Here is a 26,469-nt window from a genome sequence, read left to right as displayed (position 1 = left end):
GCCTGGGTGACGGCGGATGCGGGCTTCGCCCTTATCCGCCCTACGCGGGCTGCCGTGGTATCCGTAGGGCGGATAAGCGAAGCGCATCCGCCGTTACCACTACCAATCAAATGGCGAAATACGTTACACCACCTTGATCGCTTCGTCTTTGATCTTGGCCTGCCAGATTTTCGGGCCGGTCTGGTGGACGGATTCGCCTTTGCTGTCTACTGCCACGGTGACCGGCATATCCTTCACCTCGAACTCGTAAATCGCCTCCATGCCCAGCTCCGGGAAGCCCAGCACCTTCGACGACTTGATCGCCTGGGACACCAGATAGGCCGCGCCGCCTACCGCCATCAGGTAGACCGACTCATTATCGCGAATCGCCTCAATCGCCGCCGGGCCGCGCTCGGCTTTGCCGATCATGCCCAGCAGACCGGTCTGCTCCAGCATCGTGCGGGTAAACTTGTCCATGCGGGTGGCGGTGGTCGGGCCGGCGGGGCCTACCACTTCATCGCGCACCGGATCGACCGGGCCCACGTAGTAGATGAAACGGCCGGTCAGGTCCACCGGCAGCTCTTCACCCTTGGCGATCAGGTCCACCATTTTCTTGTGGGCGGCGTCTCGGCCGGTCAGCATTTTGCCGGAGAGCAGGATGGTGTCGCCGGGTTGCCAGGATTTCACATCCTCTTTGGTGACGGTATCCAGGTTCACTCGACGGACATTGTCGCCGGCTTCCCAGGCCACTTGCGGCCAGTCGTCCAGGTTAGGGGGTGTCTGCAGGGCCGGGCCCTCTCCGGTGAGGGTGAAGTGGGCGTGACGGGTGGCGGCGCAATTGGGGATGATGGCCACCGCTTTGTTCGCCGCGTGGGTCGGGTAGTCCTTCACTTTCACGTCCAGCACCGTGGTCAAACCACCCAGGCCCTGGGCGCCAATGCCCAACTGGTTCACTTTTTCGTACAGCTCCAGGCGCAGCTCTTCGCTGCGGTTGCTGGCACCGCGCTCCTGCAGCTCCTGAATGTCCACCGGATCCAGCAGCGACTCTTTGGCGATCTGCATGGCTTTTTCAGCCGTGCCGCCAATGCCGATGCCGAGCATGCCTGGCGGGCACCAGCCCGCGCCCATTTTGGGCACCATGTCCAGCACCCAATCCACCACGGAATCCGAGGGGTTGAGCATGGCAAATTTGGTTTTGGCTTCACTGCCGCCGCCCTTGGCCGCCACGTGAACGTCGACGGTATTGCCGGGAACGATATTGTAGTGAATGACCGCCGGGGTGTTATCACCGGTATTCTTCCGGGCGCCGTCCGGGTCATCCAGAATGGACGCGCGCAACACATTGTCGGGGTGATTATAGGCCCGACGCACGCCTTCGTTGACCATATCGGTGAGGCTCATATCCGCCTCCCACTGGACGTCCATGCCGACCGTGACGAAGACGGTCACGATGCCGGTGTCCTGACAGATCGGGCGGTGGCCGGTAGCGCACATGCGCGAGTTGATCAGAATCTGGGCCATGGCATCCTTGGCCGCCGGGTTGGCTTCGCGCTCGTAGGCACGGTGCACGGCCTGGATGAAATCCACGGGATGATAGTAGGAGATGAACTGCAGCGCGTCGGCGACGCTGTCGATCAGGTCGTTCTGGCGAATCACGGTGGTCATGGAAGTCTCTCTACAGCTTGTCAGTGTGGCGGCAATTTTACATGAATTGCCGGAGACTTGCCCGGAGAGGACCGGCGCACTGCGCCAACTTTACGCTGCAACCGTTTGCATTCGGGCGGCGCTGCGCTACACTCTGAATATGGTCCTCTGGAGTTTAAGTGATCATGTTGGATGCCCATCAGCCGTTCGGGCAATCGCGGTTTTACCGTCCTGACCGGTTCACAATCTGCGCCCTGCGAACCGCGCAACCACCGCTGAGCGCTCTGCCCGGCAAGAGTCCCCTCCCCCCTCAAAACCTCTCAAGTGAGTCACGCACTGGAGCGTATGCCTTATGGCCACGGCCCTAGAACCTTGTCCGTTTTGCCGCAGCAACCACTTGCACTTGGCGCACAGTGGGCTGGATTATTGTGTGGTTTGTCAGAGCTGCAAATCAAAAGGCCCTCACCAGGAAACCCTGGAGAGGGCCATCAATCGCTGGAATGAGACGTCAGTCCGCCTTGGCGTCCAGCCACTACCGGAAACGGCAACTAGCGAATCGCTCGCCGATCGCACTCAACCAGAGCCCCGCTATTTCGTCGCGCGGGGCTGAGCGGGCGATCAGGGTGAGGACAACTGCTCCTTGATGGTCAATATGTCGCGGTTGATGCTACGACGATAGGAGTCGATGGCCTCGATGGCTTCCTCGTTGGTACCGACCCGGTCCGCCAGCCCCCGCAAACGCCCAAGCCCCTCTTCCAGTTGATCCACTTCTTCCGACAGATTCTGCAGACGCTGGCCCTGGGCTTCCACCGAGTCGGCCGCTGCCTGCAACCGCTCGATCGCTGAGCCGACTTCACTGACCTGCTGTTCGGTTTTGTCAAAGGCCGAGCGCAGACTGCTCAGACCCTGACTGGCGCTGGAGGCGGACTCCTTCACACTGGCCAATTCCCGCTTCAGGGACTCCAGCCCCTCCTGGTTGGAGGCGATCCGCTTGCGGTTGGTATCGTAGGACACGCCCCACAGCTTGCGAATTTCCGAATCCGCCCACTCCAGTTTTTCCTGAATTTCCTCGACGTATTCGCTGGACTCGCTGGAGGTGATCGCGATGCGTTTCTCCAGGGTTTCCAACCGCTCATTGGCCTGGGCGAGGTTCTGTTCGGCGCCGGTCCACTTCCAGGCCAGAAAACCGCTGGCGCCCACGCCGGCCACGGCAATGATCAGCGCCGCAATCGCCAGCCCCTGGCCACCGGAAGAGGCACCGGCCGGGCGCTGAGGCGGCGGAGGTGTACCGCCCCCGCCCCCAGGACGTTTAGGGCCTTTCGCATTGCCGCCGGGAGGCGTCGCCGCAGCTCGACCCTGGCGGGCCGCCACTTCGTCTTTCTCGGGTTTGATCGTGCCGGAGATCGTCGGCTCTTTGCGTTCCATAAAAACACCTGAGTTCACTACACTTCGTGGTTGCGTTTATAGCAGTTCTGGGCCCGAAAAAGAAGGGAACGGGTCTGATACCGGGCAATTTTGCCAGACATAAAAAAACCCCGCTCCGGCCGGGCCGGGCGGGGTTTTCACGTCAATAAAACTTACTTGGCGAAGTTTTCGTTGACGAACTCCCAGTTGACCAGGTTCCAGAAGGCTTCCAGGTACTTGGGACGGGCATTGCGATAGTCGATGTAGTAGGCGTGTTCCCACACATCCACGGTCAGCAGCACGGTGACGCTCTCGTCAGTCAGCGGCGTTTCCGCATTGCTGGTATTGACGATGGCGACGGAGCCGTCGGACTTCTTCACCAGCCAGGTCCAGCCGGAGCCGAAGTTGTTGGCGGCGTTGGTGGAGAACTCTTCTTTGAACTTGTCAAAGGAGCCAAAGGCCTTGTTGATGGCCTCGCCTACCGCACCAGTGGCTTCACCGCCACCGTTGGGGCTCAGGCAGTGCCAGTAGAAAGTGTGGTTCCACACCTGAGCGGCGTTATTGAACAGAGGCCCTTTGGCACTCTTGATAACGTCTTCCAGGCTCTTGTCCGCTTCGGGCTTGCCTTCAACGGCCGCATTCAGCTTGTCTACGTAGGTCTGGTGGTGTTTACCGTAATGGTATTCCAGGGTTTCCTGGGAGATATGGGGTTCCAACGCATCTTTTGCATAAGGCAGCTGGGGTAATTCAAAAGCCATAGTCGTTCTCCTGAACACGGTTGAAAAAATGAGTAGCGGCGGGGTTAACCCACTGAAATAGCCGCTCAATCCTAGCACAGCCGGATGGGTCGAACGGGTCGCCCTGCTCCGGACTGGGAAACGCCAGTTAGCCTGGCTGTTGGTATGGTGGTACGAAAGTAAGCGCTCAGTATATCACTGAAAGCAAAAGGGCGGGCCAAGGCCCGCCCTTTCAGGGCTTGAGACGACTTACATCATGCCGCCCATGCCACCCATTCCGCCCATGCCGCCCATATCTGGGGCGCCACCGGCCTTCTCGTCTTCCGGCTCATCAGCCACCATCGCTTCGGTGGTGATCATCAGGCCAGCGACAGAGCCGGCCGCCTGCAGAGCGGTACGGGTCACTTTGGCCGGGTCCAGGATACCCATTTCCAGCATGTCGCCGTACTCACCGGTCGCGGCGTTGTAGCCATAGGCGCCTTCGCCTTTCTTGACCCGATCCACTACCACAGAGGCCTCTTCACCGGCGTTGGTGACGATCTGACGCAGCGGTGCTTCCATGGCGCGACGGGCCAGCGCGATACCGGCGTTCTGGTCTTCGTTCTCGCCTTTCAGCTCGGCAATGGCGGCCACAGCGCGTACCAGAGCGGTACCACCACCGGCAACCACACCTTCTTCAACGGCGGCGCGAGTGGCGTGCAGCGCATCTTCAACGCGAGCCTTCTTCTCTTTCATTTCCATCTCGGTGGCAGCACCCACCTTGATCACGGCCACACCGCCGGCCAGCTTGGCCACGCGCTCTTGCAGCTTCTCGCGATCGTAGTCAGAGGAAGTGTCTTCCATCTGGGTGCGGATCTGGTTCACGCGCGCTTCGATGTCGGCGTTGTTACCGGCGCCGTCAACGATCACGGTGTTCTCTTTGGACATGGTCACGCGCTTGGCGCGGCCCAGGTGCTCCAGAGTGACGTTTTCCAGGTCCAGGCCCACTTCTTCAGAGATTACGGTGCCACCGGTCAGGATGGCGATATCCTGCAGCATGGCCTTGCGACGATCGCCGAAGCCCGGTGCCTTACAGGCGGCCACTTTCACAATACCGCGCATGTTGTTGACCACCAGGGTCGCCAGGGCTTCGCCTTCGACGTCTTCCGCCACAATTACCAGCGGCTTGTTGGCCTTGGCCACGGCTTCCAGGGTCGGCAGCAGCTCGCGGATGTTGGAGATCTTCTTGTCCACCAGCAGGATGTAGGGGTCGTCCTGCTCGACGGTCATGTTGTCCTGGTTGGTGATGAAGTAGGGAGACAGGTAACCGCGGTCGAACTGCATACCTTCAACCACGTCCAGCTCGTTCTCCAGGCTGGAACCTTCTTCAACGGTGATCACACCTTCTTTACCGACCTTCTCCATCGCCTTGGCGATCAGCTCGCCCACGTCGCGATCGGAGTTGGCGGAGATGGTGCCTACCTGGGAGATGGCCTTGCTGTCTTCACAGGGCTTGGCCAGCTTGCGGATTTCTTCAACCGCAGCGGTAACGGCTTTGTCGATACCGCGCTTGAGATCCATGGGGTTCATGCCGGCAGCCACGGATTTGAGGCCTTCGGTCACGATGGACTGGGCCAGAACGGTAGCGGTGGTGGTACCGTCACCGGCTTCGTCAGAAGCGCGTGAGGCCACTTCTTTCACCATCTGGGCGCCCATGTTCTCGAATTTGTCTTTCAGGGTGATTTCCTTGGCAACGGACACACCGTCTTTGGTCACGGTGGGGGCGCCGAAGGACTTCTCCAGAACCACGTTGCGACCCTTGGGGCCCAAGGTGGCTTTTACGGCGTCGGCCAGTACGTTGACGCCCTTGAGCATGCGCTGACGGGCGCTGTCGCCAAACTTAACTTCTTTTGCAGACATAGTGCTTTCCTTCCAGTAACTTGTTCAGACAATAGTCGGTTAAAGATTCCGTGCCGGGCTTAGGCCAGCACAGCCTTGATGTCGCTTTCGCTCAGGATGACCAGCTCTTCGCCGTCGACCTCGATGGTGTCGCTGCCGGCGTATTTGCCGAACACAACCACATCGCCAACCTTGACGTCGACCGGGCGAACATCGCCACTGTCCAGTACGCGGCCATTACCGACGGCCACCACTTCACCCTGGTTGGGCTTCTCTTTGGCGGAACCCGGCAGGACGATACCGCCCGCGGTTTTTTCCTCTTCTTCCTTGCGGCGAACCACAACGCGATCGTGTAAAGGACGAATTTTCATGGACTCTTATCTCCAACTAGCGTGTTAAACACTGAAAATGAGCCGGGTTGCCCCGGATGACGTTAGTGTGCAGCCGAAGCCGCGTGCCCGGCCGGCCAGAGGCCAGACGGGCGTAATGCGTGTGTCACAGGTAATTGGGGGTGCCGGGGAGGAATTTCAACAGCCTGACGAGGATTTTTTTGCTTATTTTGGGCGAGGGGCGCTACCACTCGTAGGTCAGCCCCACCACGAGCCGGATATCCTCGCGCTCGGTGCCGGGCTGAGGGTCGTTGTCCACCTCGTAATCGAGCTTGACCTCTGAATACACCGTAGAGACCAGCATCGAGCTGAAACCGGTGGTGGAGTTGAGCTGCCAGTCCCGGTCTTGCTCAAAGGAGCGCACGTATTCGTTGCGATGGAAAAACGAGACCCCCAGGGGCAGTTTGTAGCGGAAGTCCGTACCCAGACGCCAGGCGATCCGGTCTTCTTTGCGGACAAAGTCAGGGGCGGGGTTCTCGGGCACTTCGTACTGCTCGGTGACCGACACCAGACCGCCGGTCATCGCCAGCGCCGTCCGGTTGTTTTCCCAGAATTGGTAACCGGTACCGGCACCGATGTTGTAGTAGCGATCGATCGACCGGGTTTCATCGTGCCCGTAGCGCACATCACTGTTGAGGAACCAGCGCTCCCGGAAGAACCAGTCCAGCACGTAACGACCACCCCAGCGGACGTCGGGTTCGGACTTGCTGCGCGAATAACTGGCATACTCAAAATTGCCGCTGTGGCGCCAGTCCACCAGTCGGTACTCCACGCCGCCACTGATTTTCCAGTCATCCTTGATTTCGTTGCCCCGCGCGTAGGTCCCCGAGACATTGACCCGCCCGTTCAGCGTGCTGCTGTCACCGCTGATATAGGTTTCGTAGGGAATGATCATGGCCAGAGACACCAGGGGCACCCGGCGCGACACCGCATCGTCGCCACACAGATACACCAGGTGCTCAAACTCCATCCCCTCTACCATACAGGGCTCCCCAACCCCATTGATCTTCAAGGGCTTGGTGGTTTGCAGGTCGTAGATTTTGTTTTTGTCGATGGTGAGCCGCCCCAGCGACTCGGACTGCCAGACGACGCTGTCCTCACTGGCCGACACGAAGTCACCGGCGATGCGATCACCGTTGCGCAGCTCCAGCATTCCCGCAGATACGGGGGCTGACAGCGCCAGGTACGCCGCCAGGGCCAAGCGCCACTGTTGAGTCGTCAGGTATACCGGCATGCATCGTCGGGAGTTGATCCAAAGGAGGCGCACTTTACCACACTTGGTCGGTCCGACTACAGCGAACCGGTTCTCGTACGGAGCATCAACCAGAGCACCAGCAGAATTGCCGGGACTCCCAGCCCCCCCGCATAAATGAAAAACCAGAAAAACCCGACCTGTTCCACCACGATTCCGCTGAAGCCGCCGATGACTTTGCCCGGCAGGGTCATCAGTGAACTGAACAGGGCGTATTGAGTCGCGGTGTAGTCGCTGCTGACCAGGCTGGACATCCAGGCGATGAGCGACGCCATGGCCAAGCCGCCGCAGAAGTTCTCACCGCTGATGGTCAGGACCAGCATCCAGAGCTCCGCGCCCACCAGCGCATTGATCGAATACAGCAGATTGGTCGCCGCCGCCAGCACGGCCCCGGCCAGCAGGACGCGCAACAGGCCATAACGGGGCACCAGCACCCCGCCAACGATGCCTCCCAGAACGGTCATCGCCGCACCATACAGGCCGCTGATATTGGCCACATCGGCTCGGGTATAGCCGGTTTCCAGATAGAAAGGCATGGCCATCGACGCCATGCTGATATCGGTGATGCGAAACGCGCCCACGATCAGCAGTAAAAGTAAGGCCTGGGCGCCATAGCGCTGAAGAAAATCCACAAAGGGACATACCACCGCACCGATGAACCAGGCAACGGCATTGCGCACCGGGCGGGCCACATGAGCACTACGCTCGAGGTAATCCTGTGCCCGCTGTTCCAGAAAAGCCGCGTCCGAATGGCGGGTCACTGCGGGCTCGCTGGACAGCAGTACGGTCACCATGCCCACGCCCATGAGCAGAGCCATGATCAGATAAACCCCGGGCCAGGTGGCAAACGACACCATATGCAGCGCACCGGCACTGGCCATCAATACCGCCAGCCGATAGCTGAATACATAGGTGGCGGACATGGCCGCCTGACGCTCCAGGGACACCGCCTCAATCCGCCAGGCATCAATCGCCACATCCTGGGTTGCCGACCCAAAGGCGACCACCAGCGCGAATATTGCAATCCACTCGAGCTCCCCCGCAGGGTCGGTGACCGACATGCCAATCAACCCGCCGGCGATCAGCAACTGAGCCAAGAGCATCCAACTGCGTCTGCGCCCCAGCAGGCGCCCCAACAACGGGAGTTGAAACCGGTCTACGACCGGTGCCCAGAACACTTTGACCGAATAGGTAATGCCGATCCAGCTGAAAAACCCGATGCTCGCCTTGGTGACCCCCGCCTCGGTCAGCCAGGCGGTCAGGGTGGAAAAGACCAGCATATAGGGCAGGCCCGCCGAAAAGCCCAGAAAGGCCATGGACGCGACCCGGGGGTGCAGATAAATCAACAGCGAGTCCCGCCAGGAGCGGGACGGGGATTCAGGGATATCGGTCATGAAACGCTCGGTTGGTCGCGGTACATTAAATCAGGGACAACGTTTGGCGATCAGGAACAGCGTTTGGCGATCAGATACAGCCTCTGGGCAGCCAGTGACGCCAGCTGATCAATCTCGAAAGTTGGTGAATTGCAGCGGCATATCAACGCCCTCGGCACTGCGTAGCAACGCCATGACCTGTTGCAGGTCATCGCGCTTCTTGCCGGTAACCCGCAGCTGGTCGCCCTGAATCTGGGCCTGCACTTTGAGCTTGCTGTCTTTGATCAGCTTGACCATCTTCTTGCTCAGCTCGGTTTCCAACCCGGTGCGCACGATCACTTCCTGACGCGCCTGCTTGCCGACGGTGGTCGGGTCTTTGATCTCCAGGCAGGCGATATCAATATTGTTCTTCACCATGGTGCCCTGCAGAATGTCCAGCATCTGTTGCAGCTGGAAATCTGCTTCAGCGGTGAGCGTCACCACGAAGTCCTTGCGCTCAAACTGGGCATCCACACCCTTGAAGTCGTAGCGATTGCCCACCACGCGGTTGGCCTGGTCCACCGTATTGGTCAATACATGCTTATCGACCTCGGACACCACATCAAAAGACGGCATAGAACTACCTCACTCTCATCAATTCAGGATCAGGCCAGCAGCGTAATCAACGCCAGCACGCAGACCCACAACAGCAGGGAACGGGAATACAGGGGCTGGCTGGCGCGAATCATATCCAGGTCCACCGCCGAGTCGGCGGGTTCCGGCTCGGTCCTGCCCAAAGCACCCAGCATCTGATCGTACAGCAGGACCGACGTTCCCTGACGGGTATCGCCAAGATCGCGCTGACAACGGAAAAAACAACTGTCGAAATTGCCCGCCATGGCCCAGGTAAAGCCCATGACACGAACCACCGGCCACTCCATCAGCCAGAGCCAGCGGTGCACCTGGGCCGATTCGGAGCGCTCCCGGTAAAGCACACTCAGGCGGTACATCAAAGCGCCCGCCGGGCCCAATACCAGAAACCAGAACAGCACCGCGAACATCCGCTCGCACCCGCGATAGGCAATGGTTTTGAGCGCCTGACGATGCATGCTGGCCCAGTCCTCGGGGTCGGCGTCTTCCACCGCATTGCCCTGAAGGGCCGCCAGATGGCGGGCCGCACTCACCGAGTCCTCCCGTTCGCTGGCCTCCACATAGGCCTGCACCTCGGCCGAAAAGTCACCTCGGCCAAGGCTGTACAGCAGTACCGGGACGGCAATAAAAATCAGCCAGCCCTGCGAAAGGCCCCCGGCCACGGCCCAGGTCAGTAACCATAGCACCAGGGCCGGCACCACCACCGCCAGCAACAACTGCAACTTGGGCCACGCACGGCTGGGGCGCTGCTCGAGCCAGTGCAGATAACGATCAAACCACCCGTCTTTTTGCAGGGGCGCGCCAGAGCCCCACCACTGCACCAGGACGAGAACCAGAAAGACACTGAGGAAGGTCATAAGCGTTCCGAGAGCTGTGAGCGAAAGTGGCGCCAGTCGAAGGCCGGGCCCGGATCGGTTTTCCGTCCGGGGGCGATATCCGAATGGCCGGTAATGCGCTCCGGCGTCAGCGCCGGATAGCAGGATAATAACAGACGGGTGACCTCGGCCAAACGCCGATACTGCGGCTCGGTGTAGGGAAGGTCGTCACACCCTTCCAGTTCAATGCCGATGCTGAAATCGTTGCACTCGGTCCGACCGTCAAATTCGGAGGCGCCCGCATGCCAGGCGCGCCGATCCAGAGGCACAAACTGCACCAACTCACCATCCCGGGTAATAAACAGGTGCGCCGACACCCGAAGATCCCGGATCTGCTCAAAATAGGGGTCGCGATTGATGTCGAGTTGATTGCAGAAGAAGTCTTCCACACACCCGGTTCCAAACTGCCCGGGCGGGAGACTGATATTGTGAACCACCAGCAGGCTGATGGCCTCGCCCGGTGGACGCTCATTATAGTTGGGAGACGGACAGCGCCGGGCCGAAGTCAGCCAGCCGTCCTGAATGGATACGCTCACGGGCTCCTCCAGTCATTCATGGCGTGAATGATACAGGGGCCGGGAGCCTTTGTCGCTGTTGGTGGTCGGGGTTACCGGGCGCGGGAGCTGCGCAGGTTGCCGATTACCGCTTCGAGCGCGCGATCGAATAACATGCCATCGTCGAGGATTCGCATCCGGCCGGACTTGAGCGCTCGCGCCAGTCCTTCGCGGGTTTCTTCCGCCACCTTCATACCGGAGCGATTGACAAAAATGTATTTGCCGGTGGGCTTGATCATCGCCGCCAGGCGACAGCGGAACGCCTGTCCCTGCTCATCCTGACGCTCGAACCAGCTCCCCTGGGTCAGGTTGGACACCAGCGCCATATGAGGGTCCGACGCGGGCAGCGGCCCATCGTCAGAGACACCAACCTCACCGGTCACCACAGAAGACGGGGTGGATTCGGGAGAGGAGCCTTCAGCGCTCGAAACCAAGCCTTCCGCGATGGGAGTTGAATCCTCAGCCCCGGAAGCCGAGCTGTCAGCCTGACTGGAAGTCTCATCAGAAGCCGCGCTCGGTTCTTCAACCACCTGGAACACGGGCGCCTGAGCGGCTTCATCGGACGCCGTTTCAGCACTCGCCTCAGGGGCAGTTTCTGGCTCGGCGGTTACCGCCTCGGTCGCGACCGGATCAGGGCCCTTCTGAGATGGCTCGACGGTCGGCGCCGGCTGACTGGCCTCCCGCAGGCGGGACAGGTGAAGCTGCTCCAACTGTTTGAACAGCTGGTTCATTTCGTACGGATTGTAAGCAATGGATTCCAGGCCCGCCCGCAACTGCGGCAACAATTCGGGCACCAGCTTGAGCAGCTTCTGACGATTGTCGCGATCCATGGGAGCCGTGGCGCTCCAGACCAGCTGCTCGGCGGATTCCAGGGCTTCCCGCCAGTCGTCACTGTCCGTGCCCTGCTTCAGGCAGATGATAAACAGCACCTTGGACCAGGCTTCATACAGCAGGGTATTGGCCGCTACCGCCAGAGTCTGCCCCTGGGTCAGGCGCTTGAGTGCCGCATCCACTTCGGCCCGGGCACGCTCAGAGCGCGCCTTGCCATCTTCCGCGTCCAGTGTGCGCTGCTCCAGAATGCGAGCCCGGCGCCGTTCTTTTTCCTGGTAGGCGCGGAAGTCCAGCAGCATGCGGTCGAAGATGCCGACATCGCTCTCAAAATCCGCCAGAATGGTCTGAACGATCTGATCCACCTTCTGGTAAAAGGTGTCTTTGCGCCGCCCCTCTTCGCCGGTGTCCTGCCAGCCCAGCGCGGCCATGGCCAGCTCGTTGAGCAGCCGACGGGCGGGATGCCCGCCTTTGCTGAAGAAACTTTTATCCGCAATCGCCACTTTGATCAGGGGAATCTGTAACCGCCCCAGCAAGGCCTTCATGGGCGAGGCCAGATTGCGATCATCGAGAATGAACTCGAACATCATGCTGACCAGATTGATGACATCCTCATCCACCTGGTTCAGCGATTGCCGACGGGTATTTTTGACCAGGCCGCGAACCAGCTGCGGTACGTTGACCGCACCGGCGCCCTGATCCAGGCTGGCCCAGTCTTGCTGCTGTGCCTGGGAGAGCAGATGCACCAGATCCTGGGTGTCCAGCGACTCGCCGGCACCGGAATCCTGGCTCTGACTCGCCCCGCCCTGGTTGGACAGGAGGTCCCGCAAGGTGTGCAGCACCTGGTTGGATTCATCCTCCCGCTGGGCACGCTCGGCCCGGGCGGATCGCGAGGGCTGCGCCCCGGCTCTTTGCCGGCGGGTTGCGGGCGCGCCCGCCTTCAGGGATGGCAGGATGTTGGCATCAATCAGTTGTTGATTAACGCTTTCATACATCGACCCCAATCGCGAGACCACCCACTTATCAAACAGCTTGAACAGTACCAGCTTAGCCTTGACGTCGATCTTCAGCGCCTTGGCGGCCTCGGTGAATCCGGTGCAGATGGCGTCGGCCCCCAGGGGATTGTTCTTCTGGTACACCTTCACTGGCACCAACTGATCCATCCGCAGCGTCAAATGTTGGACGGCCTCGGCGAACTGCTCGTTGGCTTTGTTGACCATGCTCTCGGTCGCCACCATCTGCTCCAGCTCATCGTTCTGAACCAGGCTCAGTTCCTCGAGGGAAGCCTCCTCCCGCTGTTGCCGGTTTGACTCACCGGGTTCCAGCAGCGCCGCAAAGCGCCGGTCAAGCCCCAGGAAAAACGCCTGCTCCAGGGTGCGCCGCTGCAACCGGACCTCACGCATGGAATCAAAGTACAGGTTCTGCTCCTGATTGCTGGTAGCCTGGTCGGCCAGCTCGAACAGGGAATCATCCGCCTTGTCGAACAGATCCCGCAGCAGCCCCTGAAGGGTTTGCCGTGCCCGGTCGCGCACGCTGTGCATGGCCGCCGGCAGGCGCGCCAACGACACGGTCGCTGGCTGACGTCGCTCGGGGTTGAGCGGGACGACATTTTCACGCTGGGGTTGCACGGAATCGTTCATGGTGATGTTCCTGAGGGTGATCACTGTCGGGGCAGTTTACAGTTACGATAATCAGTATAACGAGGATCAGGACACATCCCAGCGACAAATGATAATATCGAGACCCCTATCACAATTTCGGCTAACAGCTTCATTTGCTTAGAAAAATTTGGCTGACAAACGAGAAAAACCGGGCTTTGCGGGTATAAAAACCCGTGACATTTTGATGACCACCGAATCGCTCACCACGGGGCAGTTATGACACAGGAGCAAATGCCCGGCCAGCAGGCCGGACGCGGCATGCTGGTTGCAGCCTGGATCATCGGGCTCGCACTGCTCACCTGGGCCTTTGGCATTTGGGAAGACCGCAAGGACAACCCCAACCGCTCGATCCAGGGCCAGGTCGTCAATGGCGTTCAGGAGGTCGTGTTGCGTCGCAACCGGTCGGGACACTATGTGGTTCCCGGACAGATCAACGGAGAGGAAGCCACTTTTCTGCTCGATACCGGTGCCACGGACGTGGTCGTCAGCCAGGATCTGGCCGAACGCGCGGGCCTGCGGGCCGGAGCCCGGCAGTGGGCCATGACCGCCAACGGCCGAATTGAAGTGCGCGCCACCCGACTCGAACGCCTGGAGCTCGGCACCATCCAACTGCGCGACGTCAGCGCCAGCATCAACCCCGCCATGGGCGGCGACCAGGTACTGCTGGGCATGAGCGCCCTCGGACAGGTAGAATTCCGCCAGCAAGGCGACCGCCTCACTCTGCGTTACCAAGGTGACTGACTCCATGACCGAACTCAATCCGGACCTGCAACGGGCCATCGAGGCCAACGTCCGTGCCGCGCTGGCCGAGGACATTGGCAGTGGCGATATCAATGCCCTTCTGATTCCCGCCGAGCGGGTCGCCCACGCCCGGGTCATCACCCGCGAGGCGGGCTGCTTTTGCGGTCGCCCCTGGGTGGAGGAAGTGTTCCGGCAACTCGACCCGGACACCCGGATTACCTGGCACGTTCAGGACGGGGATTCGGTAAAGCCGGACCAGTTGCTGTTCGAGTTGAGCGGAAATGCCCGGGCACTGCTCACCGGAGAGCGCACCGCACTGAACTTCGTCCAGACGCTGTCCGGAACCGCCAGCATCAGCGCCGCTTACGTGCAGCGGGTCCAGGACGCACCGGTCACCCTCCTGGATACCCGCAAAACCCTGCCCGGTCTGCGCCTGGCACAGAAGTACGCGGTGCGCTGTGGGGGCTGTGCCAATCACCGGGTCGGTTTGTTCGATGCGTTCCTGATCAAAGAGAACCACATCGCCGCCTGTGGCGGTATCGCGGAGGCCGTCAGTAAAGCGCGGGAAATTGCCCCCGAGACACCGGTGGAAGTGGAAGTGGAATCGCTGGAGCAGTTGGAACAGGCTCTGACCGCCGGTGCCGACATTGTCATGCTCGACAATTTCTCGCCCGAGGCCCTGAGCATCGCGGTATCCCGCAACCGTGGCCGGGCCAAACTGGAAGCCTCAGGCAATGTGACCGACGCGACGCTGGCCACCCTGGCCAATACCGGCGTGGATTACATCTCCATCGGGGCCCTGACCAAACACTGCAAAGCGCTGGACCTGTCGATGCGATTGTCGGTGGAAGAGGCCTAGCGACCGATCAATCCGGCCCGCTCTGGCTATTCATCATTAAGGCGCTCTGCCTACTCGTCATGAAGACGCTCTGGCAGCTTGTGCAGCGCATAGACGTCAAACCGGCTGCTCTTGCCTTCAATCCGGTGCCCGGGCGCCCGTCCGGCCAGGTCCGGCGCCTTGCGGGGCCGCTTGACCACGACCCGGTAGCGCGCCTTGGCCAACGCTGGCGCCAACAGCTCATCGGCATCGGCATCCGCCCCCACCAGGGTATGAAACGCCCGCATTTCTTTTTTCACATCGGCCGATTTTTGGCGCTCGGGAAACATCGGGTCCAGATAGATGACATCGGGACGCTTCGGGTCGCCCTCAGCGAGTGATGCAAGGTAACTTGCGCCGTCACCCAATTGCAGAGACATGCGCCCGAGAATCTCCATCAGGTCGCCGTCACCGCTCTGCTCGGCGCCCCGCCTGGCGCGTGCCAGGCCGTCCGCCAACAGCCGATAGACCACCGGCGAACGCTCCCACAGTTGCACACGGCAACCCAGCGAGGCGAGCACAAACGCATCCCGCCCCAGCCCCGCGGTCAGGTCCAGCACGTGCGGGAATACATGCGGCTTTAATCCCACCGCCTTGGCGATCATCTGCCCTTTGCCGCCCCCAAAGCGGCGCCGATGATCCACCGCCCCGCCCAGGAAGTCCACCTGAACCGGCCCGGGGACCTTGCGTCCGGTGTGATGTAAGGCCAGGCCGTGGTCGTCATACACCAGGGCAAAGGTTGGCTCGGAGAGCTGCTCCGGCTCGGCATTGATCAATAGGGGGACATCCAGCTCGCGGGCCGTTGCCGCCGCTTCCGCTCGGGCGTCGGAAGACTGGGCAATAACAACCAGCGGCCAGGTCGCCGATAAGGTGTTCATAGTAGTTGCTTCATCAGGGCATAAACGGGGGCGGGACTGTGCCGGGAAAGGCACACATCATCAATCGAGAGGGAATGCGGAGCGCGTCCCTGCGCTCGTCAAACTCGCTTACTGCATGGGCAGCAATTCGAGCTCTACCCGACGGTTGGCGGCACGGCCTTCGGCGGTGCTGTTGCTGGCCACCGGATAGCGCGGACCATAGCCGTAGGCCTGGATACGACCGGCGGCCACATCGCGGCGGATCAGGTAATCGCGCACACTGGCGGCGCGCTGCTCACTCAGGGTCTGGTTGAGCTGATTACCGCCGGTAGAGTCGGTATGACCACTGACCTTGATGGCGGTCTGATCAAACTCGGCCAGTACTTTGGCTACCGAATCCAGCACGCTGTAGAAATCCGAGCGGATTTCGTAGCGGCCAGTGGCGAAGGTAATGTTGCCGGGCATGATCAGGTACAGACGATCGCCTTCACGACGAACCTGCACACCGGAACCCTGAAGCTCATCGCGCAGCTTGGCTTCCTGACGATCCATGTAGTTACCGACACCACCCCCGATCGCCGCACCGGCCAAGGCACCGGTCAGGGCACCTTTTTCACGATCGCTCTTACTGGCGGAAGCCGCGCCAATAATGGCACCCGCTACGGCACCAATGCCAGCCCCCTTGGCGGTATTACTGGTTTTTTCTTCCCCGGTGTAGGGATCGGTTGTGGTACAAGCTGCGAGAGTGAAGATTGCACACAAAGCCAGCAAACGTTTCATTGCTATTCCTCTATCATTAAATTCCAAAAACGTAAAAGCCCGCCCAAGCGGAAGACTCAAACCGACGGGAACCCGGTAGCTTTTCCCGCCTCCAACTGCCATCATTGATTGCAGTTCAGGTTTCGACACTATAGGCAGAGCCATGGTTCACAGCAACAGTCTAGCGCACACTTTTCGCATTTGGATGATTTTAATGACAGCGACGGCACTGACCGCCTGTACCGGCTATGCGGTGAGCATCAACGACAACCCGGTGTATAACCCGCCCACACTGTTTACCGACTTCCGCCTTCCCGACGCCGCGCTGCACGACTGCGTGCAACAGACCATCGAAGACCGGCAGGTCACCGAAGCCACTCAGCTGACCCAACTGAACTGCAGCAGTGCCGGCATCGAGTCGCTGGCGGGCCTGTCCACCTTTACCGCCCTGCGGGCCATCAGCCTGAATGACAACCAATTGGAGGACGTCGCTGAACTGCGAACACTGTCGAGACTGGAAGTGCTGTTGCTGGAAAACAATCAGATCGAATCCGCCGAGCCACTATTGTCGCTGTTACGCCTGAAGGAGGTGGATTTGCGGGGAAATGCGGCGCTTGAGTGCAGGGATGCCCGGCAACTGGCCGACAATGCAGTGGGAAAGGTTCGCCTCCCTGAGCACTGCACCAAGGCAAGCTGACGGGTCGGGCAGTCGAACGACTCAGTTGCCGGAATCAAACATCAGACCCACGGTGTTGCGCAACTGATGCATCACCCGCATCTGCACCGGCTCATCATTGATCGGCCCCACCATCTTGCGAAACCGGACCATCACCAGGGTTCCCACCGGTGGCTTGGGCTGGTTTTCAATCAATACCCGGGCCCCACCATCGGAAATGTCCTGGGTAAAACCCACGATGGTGCCAAAGCTGGGGTGGGTCATCTCCACGCGTATGCTGGCGGAGGTCCGCTCATATTGCCGACGATCAATCACGGTGAGCTCCTTTTCCTGTCAATGTCGGGGCGGGTCTCCGCCCCGAACCACTCCGGCGGCCGAGTAGCCAGTCCCCGAAGGTTCACGCTGGGCAACAGCCGAAGGCCATTATGCCCAAATAATCAATTATTCTGTTTTACGGCTTTCTTTCAGAATAAGCAAGCCCCAGCAAAAACGCCAGCGAAACCGGTTCGCTGGCGTTTTTGAGGGCCCACGAGCCGCCCATACCAGCGGCTCGTGAATCGATCTTCCGTTAAATCAGATTTTTACGCAGTACCGAGAGCATTTCCCGGGTCTTACGCGCCGACATCCGCTCCCCATAGGCGGTGCGCAGGCGCACGTGGTACAGACCATCGGACTGCTCGGTAAAGATCAACAGGTGTCCCGGTGCCTTGGGAGCCCGCTCCCGGGCAGCTTCCGCCTGGGCGGGCATGGTCAACAGGTTGTCCGGCAGGACCTCCCGCAGATCGGCCAGGCTGTAAGGCGTTTCCGGGGGCTGGGGATTCTCTTCCGCCCCGAACAGGCGGGCCAACCAGCCCGGCGGGCTCTCCGGTGGTTCGCGATAACCCAGATAGAACACACCCGAGGCCGGGTCACTGTCATAAATGGTAAAGCCTTCCTGTTCGGCCGAATGGGTCAGGGTGGCCAACGCCCGGCTTCGGGCCAGCTCAAGCTCAAGTACCGGCTCGCTGTCAACGCTGACAATGCGGGCTTTGACCTCACCACCGATATTCCGGGCAATCAGCGAGGTACCACCGGCCGCGCCTAGATCTTCGGCGGCCAGATTGGCGGCAAGTTCATCAACCATCCAGGTTTCACGCTCCTTGCTGCTGGAGGCGGCCGGCCATTGGCTGAGCTGGGCCTGGGTGGCTTCTTCGCGGTCCAGGCTCATGTGCAGCACGTGAATCTCACTGGTATCCGGCTGAACCCCGCGATCAATGCGAATGCGATAGCGGTCGATACGATCCGGGTCATCTTTGAACGACAGCCAGCTGGTTTCCATCAACCCCAGGTCGGTATCCGTGGACGCCACCTGCAGGTTATTGTCGGCCAGGAAGGCCCGAATCCGGGGCCAGAGCTCCGCCGGGTCGACGTTGACCAGAATCCAGCGGTCGTCATCCAGGCGCTGGATTTTCACCCGCTCCACCAGCGCAGTGGCTGAGAGGGCTTCCGGGCGCGGCGCCTCGAACTCTTCGGTGTCCTGAGCGTAGGCGACGTCTTCCTGGGTCAGCTCTGGCACTTCGTACAGTTTCCCCACGGTCTCAGCGTTCAGATGATCGGGAACCTTCAGGGGGTCCAGACTCGCGGCTTTAAGATAGTCATCCTCGCGATTCCGGAAATAGCCCTCTTCTCCAAACAGGGCACTACAGCCGGACAGCGTGAAACTGAACCCGACCAACAACCAATACACAATGCGCATAAAATTCCAAACTCTCCAGTGAGTTGTGCGAACCTCTGTTATCTATTTCTGGCAACCACTCAGACCAGGCCCGCTTCCCGGAGCGCCTCGGTCACCTGCTCATGGAACCGCTCGGACAGTGGCGTCATGGGCAGACGGATGCCGGACTGAATCCGCCCCATCTGCATCAACGCCCACTTCACCGGAATCGGGTTGGCCTCCAGGAACATGGCCTGGTGCAGTGGCATCAGCCGTTCGTTCAGTGCCCGGGCTTCCTCCGCCCGACCTTCAATCGCCAGCGCGCAGAGTTCCGCAATGGCCTGGGGTACGACATTCGCCGTAACGGAAATATCCCCTTTGCCACCCAAAATCATCAATTCCACGGCCGTCGCATCGTCCCCGGAGATGATGATGAAGTCCTCCGGCGACTGCTCAATCAGGGTTTTCGCCCGCACCATATCGCCCGTGGCTTCCTTGATGCCTTTGATATTGGAGATCGCGGCCAGTCGCAACACCGTCTCCGGCAACATGTCCACGCCGGTGCGGCCGGGCACATTGTAGAGGTACTGGGGAATATCCACCGCCTCGGCGATGGTTTTATGAAACAGGTACAGGCCTTCCTGGGTCGGCTTGTTGTAGTACGGGGTGACCAGCAGGCAGGCATCCGCGCCGGCGGCCTTGGCACCGTGAGTCAACTCCAGTGCCTCGGTCAGGGAGTTGGCGCCGGTACCGGCAATCACCGGAATTCGTCCGTTAACCTGCTCCACGACCGCCTTGATCACCTCCAGGTGCTCGTCAATATCCAGTGTGGCGGACTCGCCTGTGGTACCCACCGCCACCAGGGCGTTGGTGCCCTGCTCCAAGTGCCAGTCCACCAGTTTGCGCAGGGCGGGCCAGTCCAGGGAGTTGTCGGGGGTCATGGGAGTGACCAGGGCGACCATGCTGCCTTGTATCATGCGCGGGAGCTCCAATAGCTTGACTATAACGTGTAGGTTCTGACTTCATCGCCTGCCGAGGGTTCGCACGGCGCGCCGGTGACCGTGGCATGGGCGGGAAACACAAAGGCGCAATGGTACTGAGGGGCGCTCCACGACACAAGCGGCGCGCCCGGATTCAGCCCCTTTCCGGGGCTTATTTGCGGAAATCGAGCATCCGCTGCAGCGGAATCATGGCCTTGCGGGCCAATTCCGGGTCCACATGAATCTCGTTATCGTCCTGTTCGAAGACACTCGCCAGGTTTTCCAGCACGTTCATCGCCATCCAGGGGCAGTTCGCACAACTGCGACAGGTCGCGCCACTGCCGGCAGTGGGCGCCACATGAAACGTCTTGTCCGGACACAGCTGCTGCATCTTGTAAAAAATGCCCTGGTCCGTCGCCACGATGAACGCCTGATTGGGCAACTCCTGCGCAGCCTTGATCAGCTGCGAGGTAGACCCCACCACATCCGCCAGCGCCACCACCGGCTCCGGCGACTCCGGGTGCACCAGCACCGCCGCCTCGGGATAGAGCGCCTTGAGGTCTTCCAGGCCACGGGCCTTGAACTCTTCGTGCACAATGCAGGCACCGTCCCAGAGCAAAACATCGGCCCCGGTCTCGCGCTGCACGTAATCGCCCAGATGCTTGTCCGGCGCCCAGAGAATCTTCTCGCCCTTCTGATCGAGATAGTCGACCACATCCTTCGCGATGCTGGAGGTCACTACCCAGTCAGCTCGGGCTTTTACCGCCGCCGAGGTATTGGCGTACACCACCACGGTGCGATCCGGGTGTTGATCACAGAATTCGGAAAACTGATCGGCGGGACAGCCCAGATCCAGGGAGCAGGTGGCTTCCAGCGTGGGCATGAGCACACGCTTTTCCGGGGTGAGAATTTTGGCGGTCTCACCCATGAACTTCACCCCGGCCACAATCAGGGTCTGGGCGGGATGTTCTTTACCGAACCGGGCCATTTCCAGGGAGTCGGCCACGCAGCCCCCGGTCTCTTCGGCGAGCGCCTGGATCATGGGGTCGGTGTAGTAGTGGGCCACCAGCACGGCGTTGTGTTTCTGTAACAACGCTTTAATACGCTCGCGGTATTCTGCTTCCTGTTCGGGGGTATACCGGGGGGCACTCCAGGCGCGGTCCAGGTGTTCCCGAACCAGTTCTTCCGGGGTTTTCCGGGCGGTTTCGGTCACGATTACATTGTCCGCGGTCATAGAATCACCTCACATGTACCCCTGTAGCGGGTTGGGGCGACATAATACCACAGGGATGAAAAGTGCCCCAAAGCTACTTCTTTTGACACTCTTCCGCCCTCTGCATTCCTTTATTTCAAGTGCTTCGAATCTGAGGGCTGCGGGAAGGTAGGGGGCTTCGGGACACGCCGTGAACCCATCCCTGGGGGCTCATCACCCGCCGTCCAGGCGGGTGACGGTCCCGAAGCCCCCTACCTTCCCTCCGCTGTGCCAGATTACAGTTCCGGGAAATAGCACCCTTGGCTAATACTCCGTAGCAAAGCACGGCACGAGCTCTAGATTTCTCTCCGATGGTTTTATAGGAGCGTTCTTGAACAATAACGAATTTCGTATTTGTGGAGTCAGGATGCCAGGCACAGAAGTTACTAGTTCCACGGAGGCCCGGGGTGGGGTATACCGTTTGTAGACTCTCGGAGACATGGATGTCGACGAGAAGCCCCCATGGGCCGCTCCATGGCTCCTGCCATCGCGGCATTCGTGCATCCATGCACATCATGGGTTCACGGCGGGTCTACAAACGGTATACCCCACCCTGGTCCGGACGAAACGCTACTGAAGAACCAAAAAATTAAGCGTCGGAGGGGAGAAAATGGTGGGTCGTGCTGGATTCGAACCAGCGACCAATTGGTTAAAAGCCAACTGCTCTACCAACTGAGCTAACGACCCAAAACTGGCGAGATGATGCCTGGTGGCATCCGGATTTTCGAAGATGGTGGGTCGTGCTGGATTCGAACCAGCGACCAATTGGTTAAAAGCCAACTGCTCTACCAACTGAGCTAACGACCCAAAGAGGCGCGTATGATAAAGATTCAGACAAAAAAAACAAGCGCTTTTGAAAGAAAAAGGCAAAAAAACGCCAAACAAACCAACAGCTTAACCCGGCCTCCCGGCTTAGCCTGCCCGGTAGCGGGTCGGATCCGGAACCCCGGCCTCCTCAAATCCGGCGCGCCGCAACCGGCAACTGTCGCAGCGCCCGCAAGCTTCGCCGGCCTCGTTGGCCTGATAACAGGACACCGTCAGCGCGTAATCCACACCCAATGCCTGGCCCTGGCGGATAATCTCGCCCTTTGACCAGCGCATCAACGGCGCCCGGATATGCAGCTTCTGCCCTTCCACGCCGGACTTGGTGGCCAGGTTCGCCATGGTTTCATAGGCCGCCACATACTCCGGCCGGCAGTCCGGGTAACCCGAATAATCCACCGCATTGACGCCGACAAAAATGTCATTGGCGCCCAGCACCTCGGCCCAGCCGAGCGCAATGGACAGGAAAATGGTGTTGCGTGCCGGCACGTAGGTGACCGGGATGCCCTCGCCTTCCGTTTCCGGTACTGCGATGGAGTCATCGGTCAGCGCGGAGCCGCCAATGCTCTGCAGGTCCAGCCGTACCACTTTATGCTCCAGGCTGCCCAGGGCGTGCGCGGTGCGCTCGGCGGCGAGCAACTCGGCCCGGTGACGCTGGCCATAGTCGAAGCTGATGGTGTAACAGTCGTAGCCCTCGCTGCGGGCGATGGCCAGAGCCGTGGTGGAGTCGAGGCCACCGGAGACCAGAATGACCGCTTTCGGGTTCGCCATGATGGCTGCTCCTCAATCAGTACCCCGGGGCGTCGCCCCAGAGCAGCTTGTGAATCTGAATCTGGAAGCGCACCGGCAGGTTGTCCTCGACAATCCAGTCGGCCAACTGGCGCGGTTCGAGCTGCCCGAAGCTCGGGGAAAACAGGACATCATCGACCCGCTCGGCCAGGCGGTACTCATCCAGTTTGAACTTGGCCCATTCATAATCGCCCCGGCTGCACAGCACGAACTTCACCTGGTCGTGGGGCTGCAGCAGGGGGATGTTCTCCCAGCGGTTTTTGTCGAGCTCCCCGGAGTCCGGCGTTTTCAGGTCCATCACCCGGCTGACCCGGGTGTCCACCTCATCCAGGGGCATGGCGCCACTGGTCTCCAGCGACACCGAGTAGCCGGCATCGCACAGTTGCTTGAGCAGCGGCAGGCAGTTCGGCTGGGCCAGGGGTTCACCGCCGGTCACACAGACGTATTGGGGCTGATAGCCGGCCACCTGCTCCAGGATACTCGTCAGCGTCATGCGCTCACCGCCGTGAAAGGCGTACTCGGAATCGCAGTAATGACAGCGCAGGGGGCAACCGGTCAGGCGCACAAACACCGTCGGGCGCCCCAAGGTCCGGGCCTCGCCCTGCAGGGAGTAAAAGATTTCGGTAATACGGAGACTGTCGTCGGTCATGAACTTCCGGGCCGGTGGCGCTGACGGGGGCTTTAACAGCGGGCAGTTTACCCAAAGGCCGCAGCAGATGCGAGCCCGCCGGGTTTGCCGCCCCGGCGGCAGGCTGGTATTCTTGTTGATTGGCCCGATTTTCCTGCCGCGAGTGTTATGAAACCCACCAAGACCAAACGTGAAATCCGCGCCGAGCTCGACCAACAGCTGGAAGAGTATTTGCGCTCCGGCGGCAAGGTGAAGGAAGTACCCCGCGGCCTGAGTGGCCGCATCGACCCCAAAGGGCCTCTTACCCCCCTGTTCACGCCCCGCGCCAGCGAAAACCCCCTCGCCGGACGGACCCCCATGACCGAAGTGGTCGCCCGGGTGGAATCCCGCAAGCACCCCATCCCCGCGCCCAAGCGCCCCAAACCCAAGCGCCCCCGGAAGAAAATGATTCTGGATGATTTCGGGCAGCCGGTACGCTGGGAATGGGTCGAAGACTGACCTAAAGGCTCATCATTCAGCCGTCCCACTTCCCACCTTGCAGTTTTCAGGTCCCACTTTACGCCCTTCTCTTGTCACTCTGACCATCTGCCATAACAATTGCCCGACGGAAACCGATCCGGTCATGCCATAACAAGAGAGATACCGAATGAATACAAAAATGCTTCTGCTGCTGAGCGGCCTTTTGGCGTTAAGCGCCTGCGGCCCAACCGACACGGCCGAGCAGCCATCCACCGACTCCCAGGCCGTTCCGGCGACCCTCAAGCAGGACGACAATGGCCACTACTCGATTTATCGGGAAGGCGAACCCTACTTCATCAGAGGCGCGGGCGGCACCAGTCGCCTGGAGCAACTGGCCGAGGCGGGCGCGAACTCGGTACGCACCTGGGATACCGATAACGCCGAACGCATTCTCGACGAAGCCCAGGCCCACGGCCTGACAGTCATGCTGGGGCTGCGCATGGGCAAAGAACGCCACGGCTTTGATTACAGTGACGAAGAGGCGGTAAAAGCACAGAAAGCGCAAATCCGGGAGCAGGTACTGCGCTACAAAGACCACCCCGCCCTGCTCACCTGGGGCATCGGCAACGAGCTGGACCTGTTCTACACCGACACCAACGTCTGGTACGCGGTGGAAGACATCGCCCGGATGATCCGGGAGCTTGACCCGCACCACCTGATCACCACCGTGACCGCCGGCATTGATCAGGAAAAGTCCGACCTGATCCAGGCGCGCGTCCCCAGCATCGATTACCTGAGCATCAACACCTACGGCGAACTCGATACATTGCCCCAGAAGGTGCGGGATGTGGGCTGGCCAGGGGCCTATGCGGTCACCGAGTGGGGCCCCACCGGGCACTGGGAAATTGCCAACACTGACTGGGGCGTCCCCATCGAGCAGACCAGCACCGAAAAAGCCGCCGCCTATCGGCAGCGCTACGAGTCCGCCATTCTCGCCGACGAGGAAAAAGGGCTGGGTTCCTATGCCTTCCTGTGGGGACAAAAACAGGAAACCACACCCACCTGGTACGGCCTGTTCCTGGAGTCCGGCCACGCCACCGAAGTGGTCGATACCATGCACCACCTGTGGAGCGGCGAGTGGCCCGAACACCGCGCGCCGAGCATCCGCTCCTTCCAGATCGACGGTCAAACCGCGTATGACAGCATTTACCTGGAGCCGGGCGAGACCTACGAGGTCTCCCTGGACGTGACGCATCCGGACAACGAGCCTTTCAACATTCGTTGGGAGTTCCTGCCGGAGAGCACCGACATCAAATCCGGCGGCGACCGGGAGGACCGGCCGGAGAGCGTTCCAGGCCTGATCGTGGAAGACCAAGGCAACGGCACCATGCGCTTCACCGCTCCGGAAGCAACTGGCCCCTACCGGCTGTTCGCCTATGTGACCACAGAGCACAACCGGGCCGCGGCCGCCAACGTGCCCTTCTTTGTCGGTAGCGCCGAAGACCACGAGTAACAGACGTTACAGAAGGGTCAATAGGCAGGTATTCGCCCCCCGGGCCGGATACCTGCCTACCTTAACAGCGCCGCCAGCACCCGACTGATCAGCTCTCCCTGTCGCGAACAACCCGTTTTCTGGAAAATATGCTTGAGATGGGAGCGCACGGTTTCAACACTGCGCCCAAGCTCATCGGCTATTGCCTGCACTTCACGCCCCGCCACCAACCTCTCGCAAACCTGAGCCTCCGCACTGCTCAGATCAAAGTAGCTAGCGATGTGTACCGCGCGGGGAAGAGGCCGGCTATCCGGCTCATAGACCGTTACCAAAGCGCCACCGGCCAATAGCTCGCCACTCTCAATGGGACGTATCACAAAAATCAAAGGGCTTCGCCCCGCCCGCTTGAGAAACAGCGTCTCACTACAATAGTCTTCCTTGCCCATGCTGGATCGGACGACCATCGCCGATGCCCGGAAGAAGGCCCGGTGTACATCCTGTTCGGCAAAGTTAAAGCGTTGGTCGCGCACCACCAGGCACCGCTCGCGGTCTATCAGATCTTTGGCCGCTTTATTGGAGTGCAACACTGTCGCCAGGCTATCCAGCAAAAAGGTGGCATCCGGAAGAACGTCAATCACCGCGGCCAGAGTGGCATTATCCTGAGTGCGTGCTTCCAGTTGCCGATACAACTGAACCGCCTGCCGGATATGCGGCACCAACCGATCGAGTGAGTCGAGCTCAGACTGCTGATAAGGCCCTTGGGCCACGGTTCGCTGAATGGTCAGCACAAAACTATGGGTAGGGGTAGTGTCGACCACCAGCCAGGCCGAATCGAGCATATCCTGATCATTTTCCCACCTGGAATAATCCTGGTCGGGCCGGAAGTCCGGCAACAGGGGCAAAGCGGACTGAAACAGGCCCGGGGACTGCTTGACCGCCTGATTGGTCACCACATCCTGGGCAATCATGTTGTTTTCAAGGTACCAGTCCAGAAACTCCCGGGTCAGACCGTGGTACCAAAGGTGTTCCATACGCAACGGCTGACGCTGAATCACCAACAACTGCGCCGCACAACCGCCAATGGCGCGAGTCAGCTTTTCGAGAAAAGCATGAAAACCTTCCCGGTCAGTAAGAGAATGATAAAGCGCCTGCAACAGTTCAGGCTCATTTTGCAGCATCACTGCCATGTTATTTACCCTGAAATCACATTTTTATTATTGAACTTAATCCTGACAAACCC

26 protein-coding genes and 2 tRNA genes are annotated in these 26,469 nt (G+C 60.2%); 6 read left to right on the top strand and 22 right to left on the bottom strand.

Features of this window, described 5'->3' with window-relative positions:
* Positions 1 to 123 precede the first annotated feature (123 nt).
* Complete coding sequence (locus tag N645_RS0100495) at positions 124 to 1,644, bottom strand: fumarate hydratase (RefSeq protein WP_024459548.1); 1,521 nt, start codon at positions 1,642 to 1,644, stop codon at positions 124 to 126.
* A gap of 331 nt (positions 1,645 to 1,975) precedes the next feature.
* On the opposite strand from N645_RS0100495, the gene N645_RS18500 reads away from it, so the two are divergent.
* Complete coding sequence (locus N645_RS18500) at positions 1,976 to 2,233, top strand: Lar family restriction alleviation protein (RefSeq protein ID WP_024459547.1); 258 nt, start codon at positions 1,976 to 1,978, stop codon at positions 2,231 to 2,233.
* Positions 2,234 to 2,241: 8 nt separating this feature from the next.
* Here the strand turns inward: N645_RS18500 and N645_RS0100485 are convergent, their stop codons facing one another.
* The 10 genes from N645_RS0100485 to N645_RS0100440 form a co-directional block, all read right to left on the bottom strand.
* Positions 2,242 to 3,048: a hypothetical protein gene (locus tag N645_RS0100485; RefSeq protein WP_024459546.1), complete on the bottom strand. Its 807-nt coding sequence runs from the start codon at positions 3,046 to 3,048 to the stop codon at positions 2,242 to 2,244.
* Positions 3,049 to 3,200: 152 nt separating this feature from the next.
* The gene (locus tag N645_RS0100480; protein ID WP_024459545.1) at positions 3,201 to 3,785 is read right to left on the bottom strand and encodes a superoxide dismutase; all 585 of its coding nucleotides are present in this window, start codon (positions 3,783 to 3,785) and stop codon (positions 3,201 to 3,203) included.
* 228 nt (positions 3,786 to 4,013) lie between these two features.
* Positions 4,014 to 5,663: a chaperonin GroEL gene (gene groL, locus N645_RS0100475; RefSeq protein WP_024459544.1), complete on the bottom strand. Its 1,650-nt coding sequence runs from the start codon at positions 5,661 to 5,663 to the stop codon at positions 4,014 to 4,016.
* A gap of 59 nt (positions 5,664 to 5,722) precedes the next feature.
* Positions 5,723 to 6,013, bottom strand: coding sequence for a co-chaperone GroES (gene groES, locus N645_RS0100470; RefSeq protein WP_024459543.1), 291 nt, complete (start codon positions 6,011 to 6,013; stop codon positions 5,723 to 5,725).
* 202 nt (positions 6,014 to 6,215) lie between these two features.
* Positions 6,216 to 7,265, bottom strand: coding sequence for a DUF481 domain-containing protein (locus tag N645_RS0100465; protein WP_024459542.1), 1,050 nt, complete (start codon positions 7,263 to 7,265; stop codon positions 6,216 to 6,218).
* A 56-nt stretch (positions 7,266 to 7,321) separates the two neighbouring features.
* The gene (locus tag N645_RS0100460) at positions 7,322 to 8,677 is read right to left on the bottom strand and encodes an MFS transporter (RefSeq protein ID WP_024459541.1); all 1,356 of its coding nucleotides are present in this window, start codon (positions 8,675 to 8,677) and stop codon (positions 7,322 to 7,324) included.
* Between the two features lie 108 nt (positions 8,678 to 8,785).
* Entirely contained in the window at positions 8,786 to 9,271 is a 486-nt protein-coding gene (locus tag N645_RS0100455) for a YajQ family cyclic di-GMP-binding protein (RefSeq protein ID WP_024459540.1), read from the bottom strand.
* A 29-nt stretch (positions 9,272 to 9,300) separates the two neighbouring features.
* Complete coding sequence (ampE, locus tag N645_RS0100450) at positions 9,301 to 10,143, bottom strand: regulatory signaling modulator protein AmpE (RefSeq protein WP_024459539.1); 843 nt, start codon at positions 10,141 to 10,143, stop codon at positions 9,301 to 9,303.
* Positions 10,140 to 10,697, bottom strand: coding sequence for a 1,6-anhydro-N-acetylmuramyl-L-alanine amidase AmpD (ampD, locus tag N645_RS0100445; protein ID WP_024459538.1), 558 nt, complete (start codon positions 10,695 to 10,697; stop codon positions 10,140 to 10,142). The genes ampE and ampD overlap by 4 nt, the downstream gene beginning before the upstream one ends.
* Before the next feature lie 71 nt (positions 10,698 to 10,768).
* Positions 10,769 to 13,183, bottom strand: coding sequence for a DUF1631 domain-containing protein (locus N645_RS0100440; protein WP_024459537.1), 2,415 nt, complete (start codon positions 13,181 to 13,183; stop codon positions 10,769 to 10,771).
* Positions 13,184 to 13,420: 237 nt separating this feature from the next.
* On the opposite strand from N645_RS0100440, the gene N645_RS0100430 reads away from it, so the two are divergent.
* A complete protein-coding gene (locus N645_RS0100430; RefSeq protein ID WP_024459536.1) occupies positions 13,421 to 13,945 on the top strand; it encodes a TIGR02281 family clan AA aspartic protease in 525 nt (174 codons plus the stop codon).
* 4 nt (positions 13,946 to 13,949) lie between these two features.
* The gene (gene nadC / locus N645_RS0100425) at positions 13,950 to 14,804 is read left to right on the top strand and encodes a carboxylating nicotinate-nucleotide diphosphorylase (protein WP_024459535.1); all 855 of its coding nucleotides are present in this window, start codon (positions 13,950 to 13,952) and stop codon (positions 14,802 to 14,804) included.
* 50 nt (positions 14,805 to 14,854) lie between these two features.
* On the opposite strand, the gene N645_RS0100420 is transcribed toward nadC, so the two are convergent.
* Complete coding sequence (locus N645_RS0100420; protein ID WP_024459534.1) at positions 14,855 to 15,700, bottom strand: class I SAM-dependent methyltransferase; 846 nt, start codon at positions 15,698 to 15,700, stop codon at positions 14,855 to 14,857.
* A gap of 108 nt (positions 15,701 to 15,808) precedes the next feature.
* Positions 15,809 to 16,459, bottom strand: a complete 651-nt coding sequence (locus N645_RS0100415; protein WP_024459533.1) for an OmpA family protein — start codon at positions 16,457 to 16,459, stop codon at positions 15,809 to 15,811.
* A gap of 193 nt (positions 16,460 to 16,652) precedes the next feature.
* On the opposite strand from N645_RS0100415, the gene N645_RS0100410 reads away from it, so the two are divergent.
* The gene (locus tag N645_RS0100410) at positions 16,653 to 17,135 is read left to right on the top strand and encodes a hypothetical protein (protein ID WP_024459532.1); all 483 of its coding nucleotides are present in this window, start codon (positions 16,653 to 16,655) and stop codon (positions 17,133 to 17,135) included.
* 21 nt (positions 17,136 to 17,156) lie between these two features.
* Here N645_RS0100410 and N645_RS0100405 read toward each other — a convergent pair whose 3' ends face one another.
* From N645_RS0100405 to queE, 8 genes are all read right to left on the bottom strand, one after another.
* A complete protein-coding gene (locus N645_RS0100405; RefSeq protein ID WP_024459531.1) occupies positions 17,157 to 17,429 on the bottom strand; it encodes a PilZ domain-containing protein in 273 nt (90 codons plus the stop codon).
* 253 nt (positions 17,430 to 17,682) lie between these two features.
* Complete coding sequence (gene bamC / locus N645_RS0100400; RefSeq protein WP_024459530.1) at positions 17,683 to 18,849, bottom strand: outer membrane protein assembly factor BamC; 1,167 nt, start codon at positions 18,847 to 18,849, stop codon at positions 17,683 to 17,685.
* A 59-nt stretch (positions 18,850 to 18,908) separates the two neighbouring features.
* The gene (gene dapA, locus N645_RS0100395) at positions 18,909 to 19,784 is read right to left on the bottom strand and encodes a 4-hydroxy-tetrahydrodipicolinate synthase (protein ID WP_024459529.1); all 876 of its coding nucleotides are present in this window, start codon (positions 19,782 to 19,784) and stop codon (positions 18,909 to 18,911) included.
* Between the two features lie 175 nt (positions 19,785 to 19,959).
* Positions 19,960 to 21,021: a quinolinate synthase NadA gene (gene nadA, locus N645_RS0100390; protein WP_024459528.1), complete on the bottom strand. Its 1,062-nt coding sequence runs from the start codon at positions 21,019 to 21,021 to the stop codon at positions 19,960 to 19,962.
* A 629-nt stretch (positions 21,022 to 21,650) separates the two neighbouring features.
* Positions 21,651 to 21,726, bottom strand: a tRNA-Lys gene (locus N645_RS0100385).
* Positions 21,727 to 21,770: 44 nt separating this feature from the next.
* Positions 21,771 to 21,846: transfer RNA gene (locus tag N645_RS0100380), tRNA-Lys, on the bottom strand.
* Positions 21,847 to 21,951: 105 nt separating this feature from the next.
* Positions 21,952 to 22,632 carry a 7-cyano-7-deazaguanine synthase QueC gene (gene queC / locus N645_RS0100375; protein ID WP_024459527.1) on the bottom strand — a complete coding sequence of 227 codons (681 nt, stop codon included), beginning with the start codon at positions 22,630 to 22,632 and terminating at the stop codon, positions 21,952 to 21,954.
* Between the two features lie 16 nt (positions 22,633 to 22,648).
* Entirely contained in the window at positions 22,649 to 23,299 is a 651-nt protein-coding gene (gene queE / locus N645_RS0100370; RefSeq protein WP_024459526.1) for a 7-carboxy-7-deazaguanine synthase QueE, read from the bottom strand.
* Between the two features lie 147 nt (positions 23,300 to 23,446).
* On the opposite strand from queE, the gene N645_RS0100360 reads away from it, so the two are divergent.
* Together N645_RS0100360 and N645_RS0100355 are read left to right on the top strand one after the other, a co-directional pair.
* Positions 23,447 to 23,776: a hypothetical protein gene (locus tag N645_RS0100360; RefSeq protein WP_024459525.1), complete on the top strand. Its 330-nt coding sequence runs from the start codon at positions 23,447 to 23,449 to the stop codon at positions 23,774 to 23,776.
* A 148-nt stretch (positions 23,777 to 23,924) separates the two neighbouring features.
* Positions 23,925 to 25,250 carry a glycoside hydrolase family 2 TIM barrel-domain containing protein gene (locus N645_RS0100355; RefSeq protein ID WP_036159672.1) on the top strand — a complete coding sequence of 442 codons (1,326 nt, stop codon included), beginning with the start codon at positions 23,925 to 23,927 and terminating at the stop codon, positions 25,248 to 25,250.
* 56 nt (positions 25,251 to 25,306) lie between these two features.
* Here N645_RS0100355 and N645_RS0100350 read toward each other — a convergent pair whose 3' ends face one another.
* Positions 25,307 to 26,416: a helix-turn-helix transcriptional regulator gene (locus N645_RS0100350; protein WP_024459523.1), complete on the bottom strand. Its 1,110-nt coding sequence runs from the start codon at positions 26,414 to 26,416 to the stop codon at positions 25,307 to 25,309.
* Between the last annotated feature and the right edge of the window lie 53 nt (positions 26,417 to 26,469).

It is taken from the genome of Marinimicrobium sp. LS-A18 (assembly GCF_000463525.1).
Lineage (GTDB): Bacteria > Pseudomonadota > Gammaproteobacteria > Pseudomonadales > Cellvibrionaceae > Marinimicrobium > Marinimicrobium koreense.
This window is presented reverse-complemented; position numbering and strand designations above follow the sequence as displayed.

Coding starts and splice junctions, on each gene's coding strand:
- groL (WP_024459544.1), bottom strand. CDS start 5,663: ATGTCTGCAAAAGAAGTTAAGTTTGGCGACAGCGCCCGTCAGCGCATG.
- groES (WP_024459543.1), bottom strand. CDS start 6,013: ATGAAAATTCGTCCTTTACACGATCGCGTTGTGGTTCGCCGCAAGGAA.
- nadC (WP_024459535.1), top strand. CDS start 13,950: ATGACCGAACTCAATCCGGACCTGCAACGGGCCATCGAGGCCAACGTC.
- N645_RS0100415 (WP_024459533.1), bottom strand. CDS start 16,459: ATGAAACGTTTGCTGGCTTTGTGTGCAATCTTCACTCTCGCAGCTTGT.
- queC (WP_024459527.1), bottom strand. CDS start 22,632: ATGGCGAACCCGAAAGCGGTCATTCTGGTCTCCGGTGGCCTCGACTCC.
- N645_RS0100480 (WP_024459545.1), bottom strand. CDS start 3,785: ATGGCTTTTGAATTACCCCAGCTGCCTTATGCAAAAGATGCGTTGGAA.
- queE (WP_024459526.1), bottom strand. CDS start 23,299: ATGACCGACGACAGTCTCCGTATTACCGAAATCTTTTACTCCCTGCAG.
- N645_RS0100465 (WP_024459542.1), bottom strand. CDS start 7,265: ATGCCGGTATACCTGACGACTCAACAGTGGCGCTTGGCCCTGGCGGCG.
- N645_RS0100360 (WP_024459525.1), top strand. CDS start 23,447: ATGAAACCCACCAAGACCAAACGTGAAATCCGCGCCGAGCTCGACCAA.
- N645_RS0100430 (WP_024459536.1), top strand. CDS start 13,421: ATGACACAGGAGCAAATGCCCGGCCAGCAGGCCGGACGCGGCATGCTG.
- N645_RS0100350 (WP_024459523.1), bottom strand. CDS start 26,416: ATGGCAGTGATGCTGCAAAATGAGCCTGAACTGTTGCAGGCGCTTTAT.
- bamC (WP_024459530.1), bottom strand. CDS start 18,849: ATGCGCATTGTGTATTGGTTGTTGGTCGGGTTCAGTTTCACGCTGTCC.
- ampE (WP_024459539.1), bottom strand. CDS start 10,143: ATGACCTTCCTCAGTGTCTTTCTGGTTCTCGTCCTGGTGCAGTGGTGG.
- N645_RS0100410 (WP_024459532.1), top strand. CDS start 16,653: ATGACAGCGACGGCACTGACCGCCTGTACCGGCTATGCGGTGAGCATC.
- N645_RS0100455 (WP_024459540.1), bottom strand. CDS start 9,271: ATGCCGTCTTTTGATGTGGTGTCCGAGGTCGATAAGCATGTATTGACC.
- N645_RS0100485 (WP_024459546.1), bottom strand. CDS start 3,048: ATGGAACGCAAAGAGCCGACGATCTCCGGCACGATCAAACCCGAGAAA.
- N645_RS18500 (WP_024459547.1), top strand. CDS start 1,976: ATGGCCACGGCCCTAGAACCTTGTCCGTTTTGCCGCAGCAACCACTTG.
- N645_RS0100355 (WP_036159672.1), top strand. CDS start 23,925: ATGAATACAAAAATGCTTCTGCTGCTGAGCGGCCTTTTGGCGTTAAGC.
- nadA (WP_024459528.1), bottom strand. CDS start 21,021: ATGACCGCGGACAATGTAATCGTGACCGAAACCGCCCGGAAAACCCCG.
- N645_RS0100460 (WP_024459541.1), bottom strand. CDS start 8,677: ATGACCGATATCCCTGAATCCCCGTCCCGCTCCTGGCGGGACTCGCTG.
- N645_RS0100420 (WP_024459534.1), bottom strand. CDS start 15,700: ATGAACACCTTATCGGCGACCTGGCCGCTGGTTGTTATTGCCCAGTCT.
- dapA (WP_024459529.1), bottom strand. CDS start 19,784: ATGATACAAGGCAGCATGGTCGCCCTGGTCACTCCCATGACCCCCGAC.
- N645_RS0100440 (WP_024459537.1), bottom strand. CDS start 13,183: ATGAACGATTCCGTGCAACCCCAGCGTGAAAATGTCGTCCCGCTCAAC.
- N645_RS0100495 (WP_024459548.1), bottom strand. CDS start 1,644: ATGACCACCGTGATTCGCCAGAACGACCTGATCGACAGCGTCGCCGAC.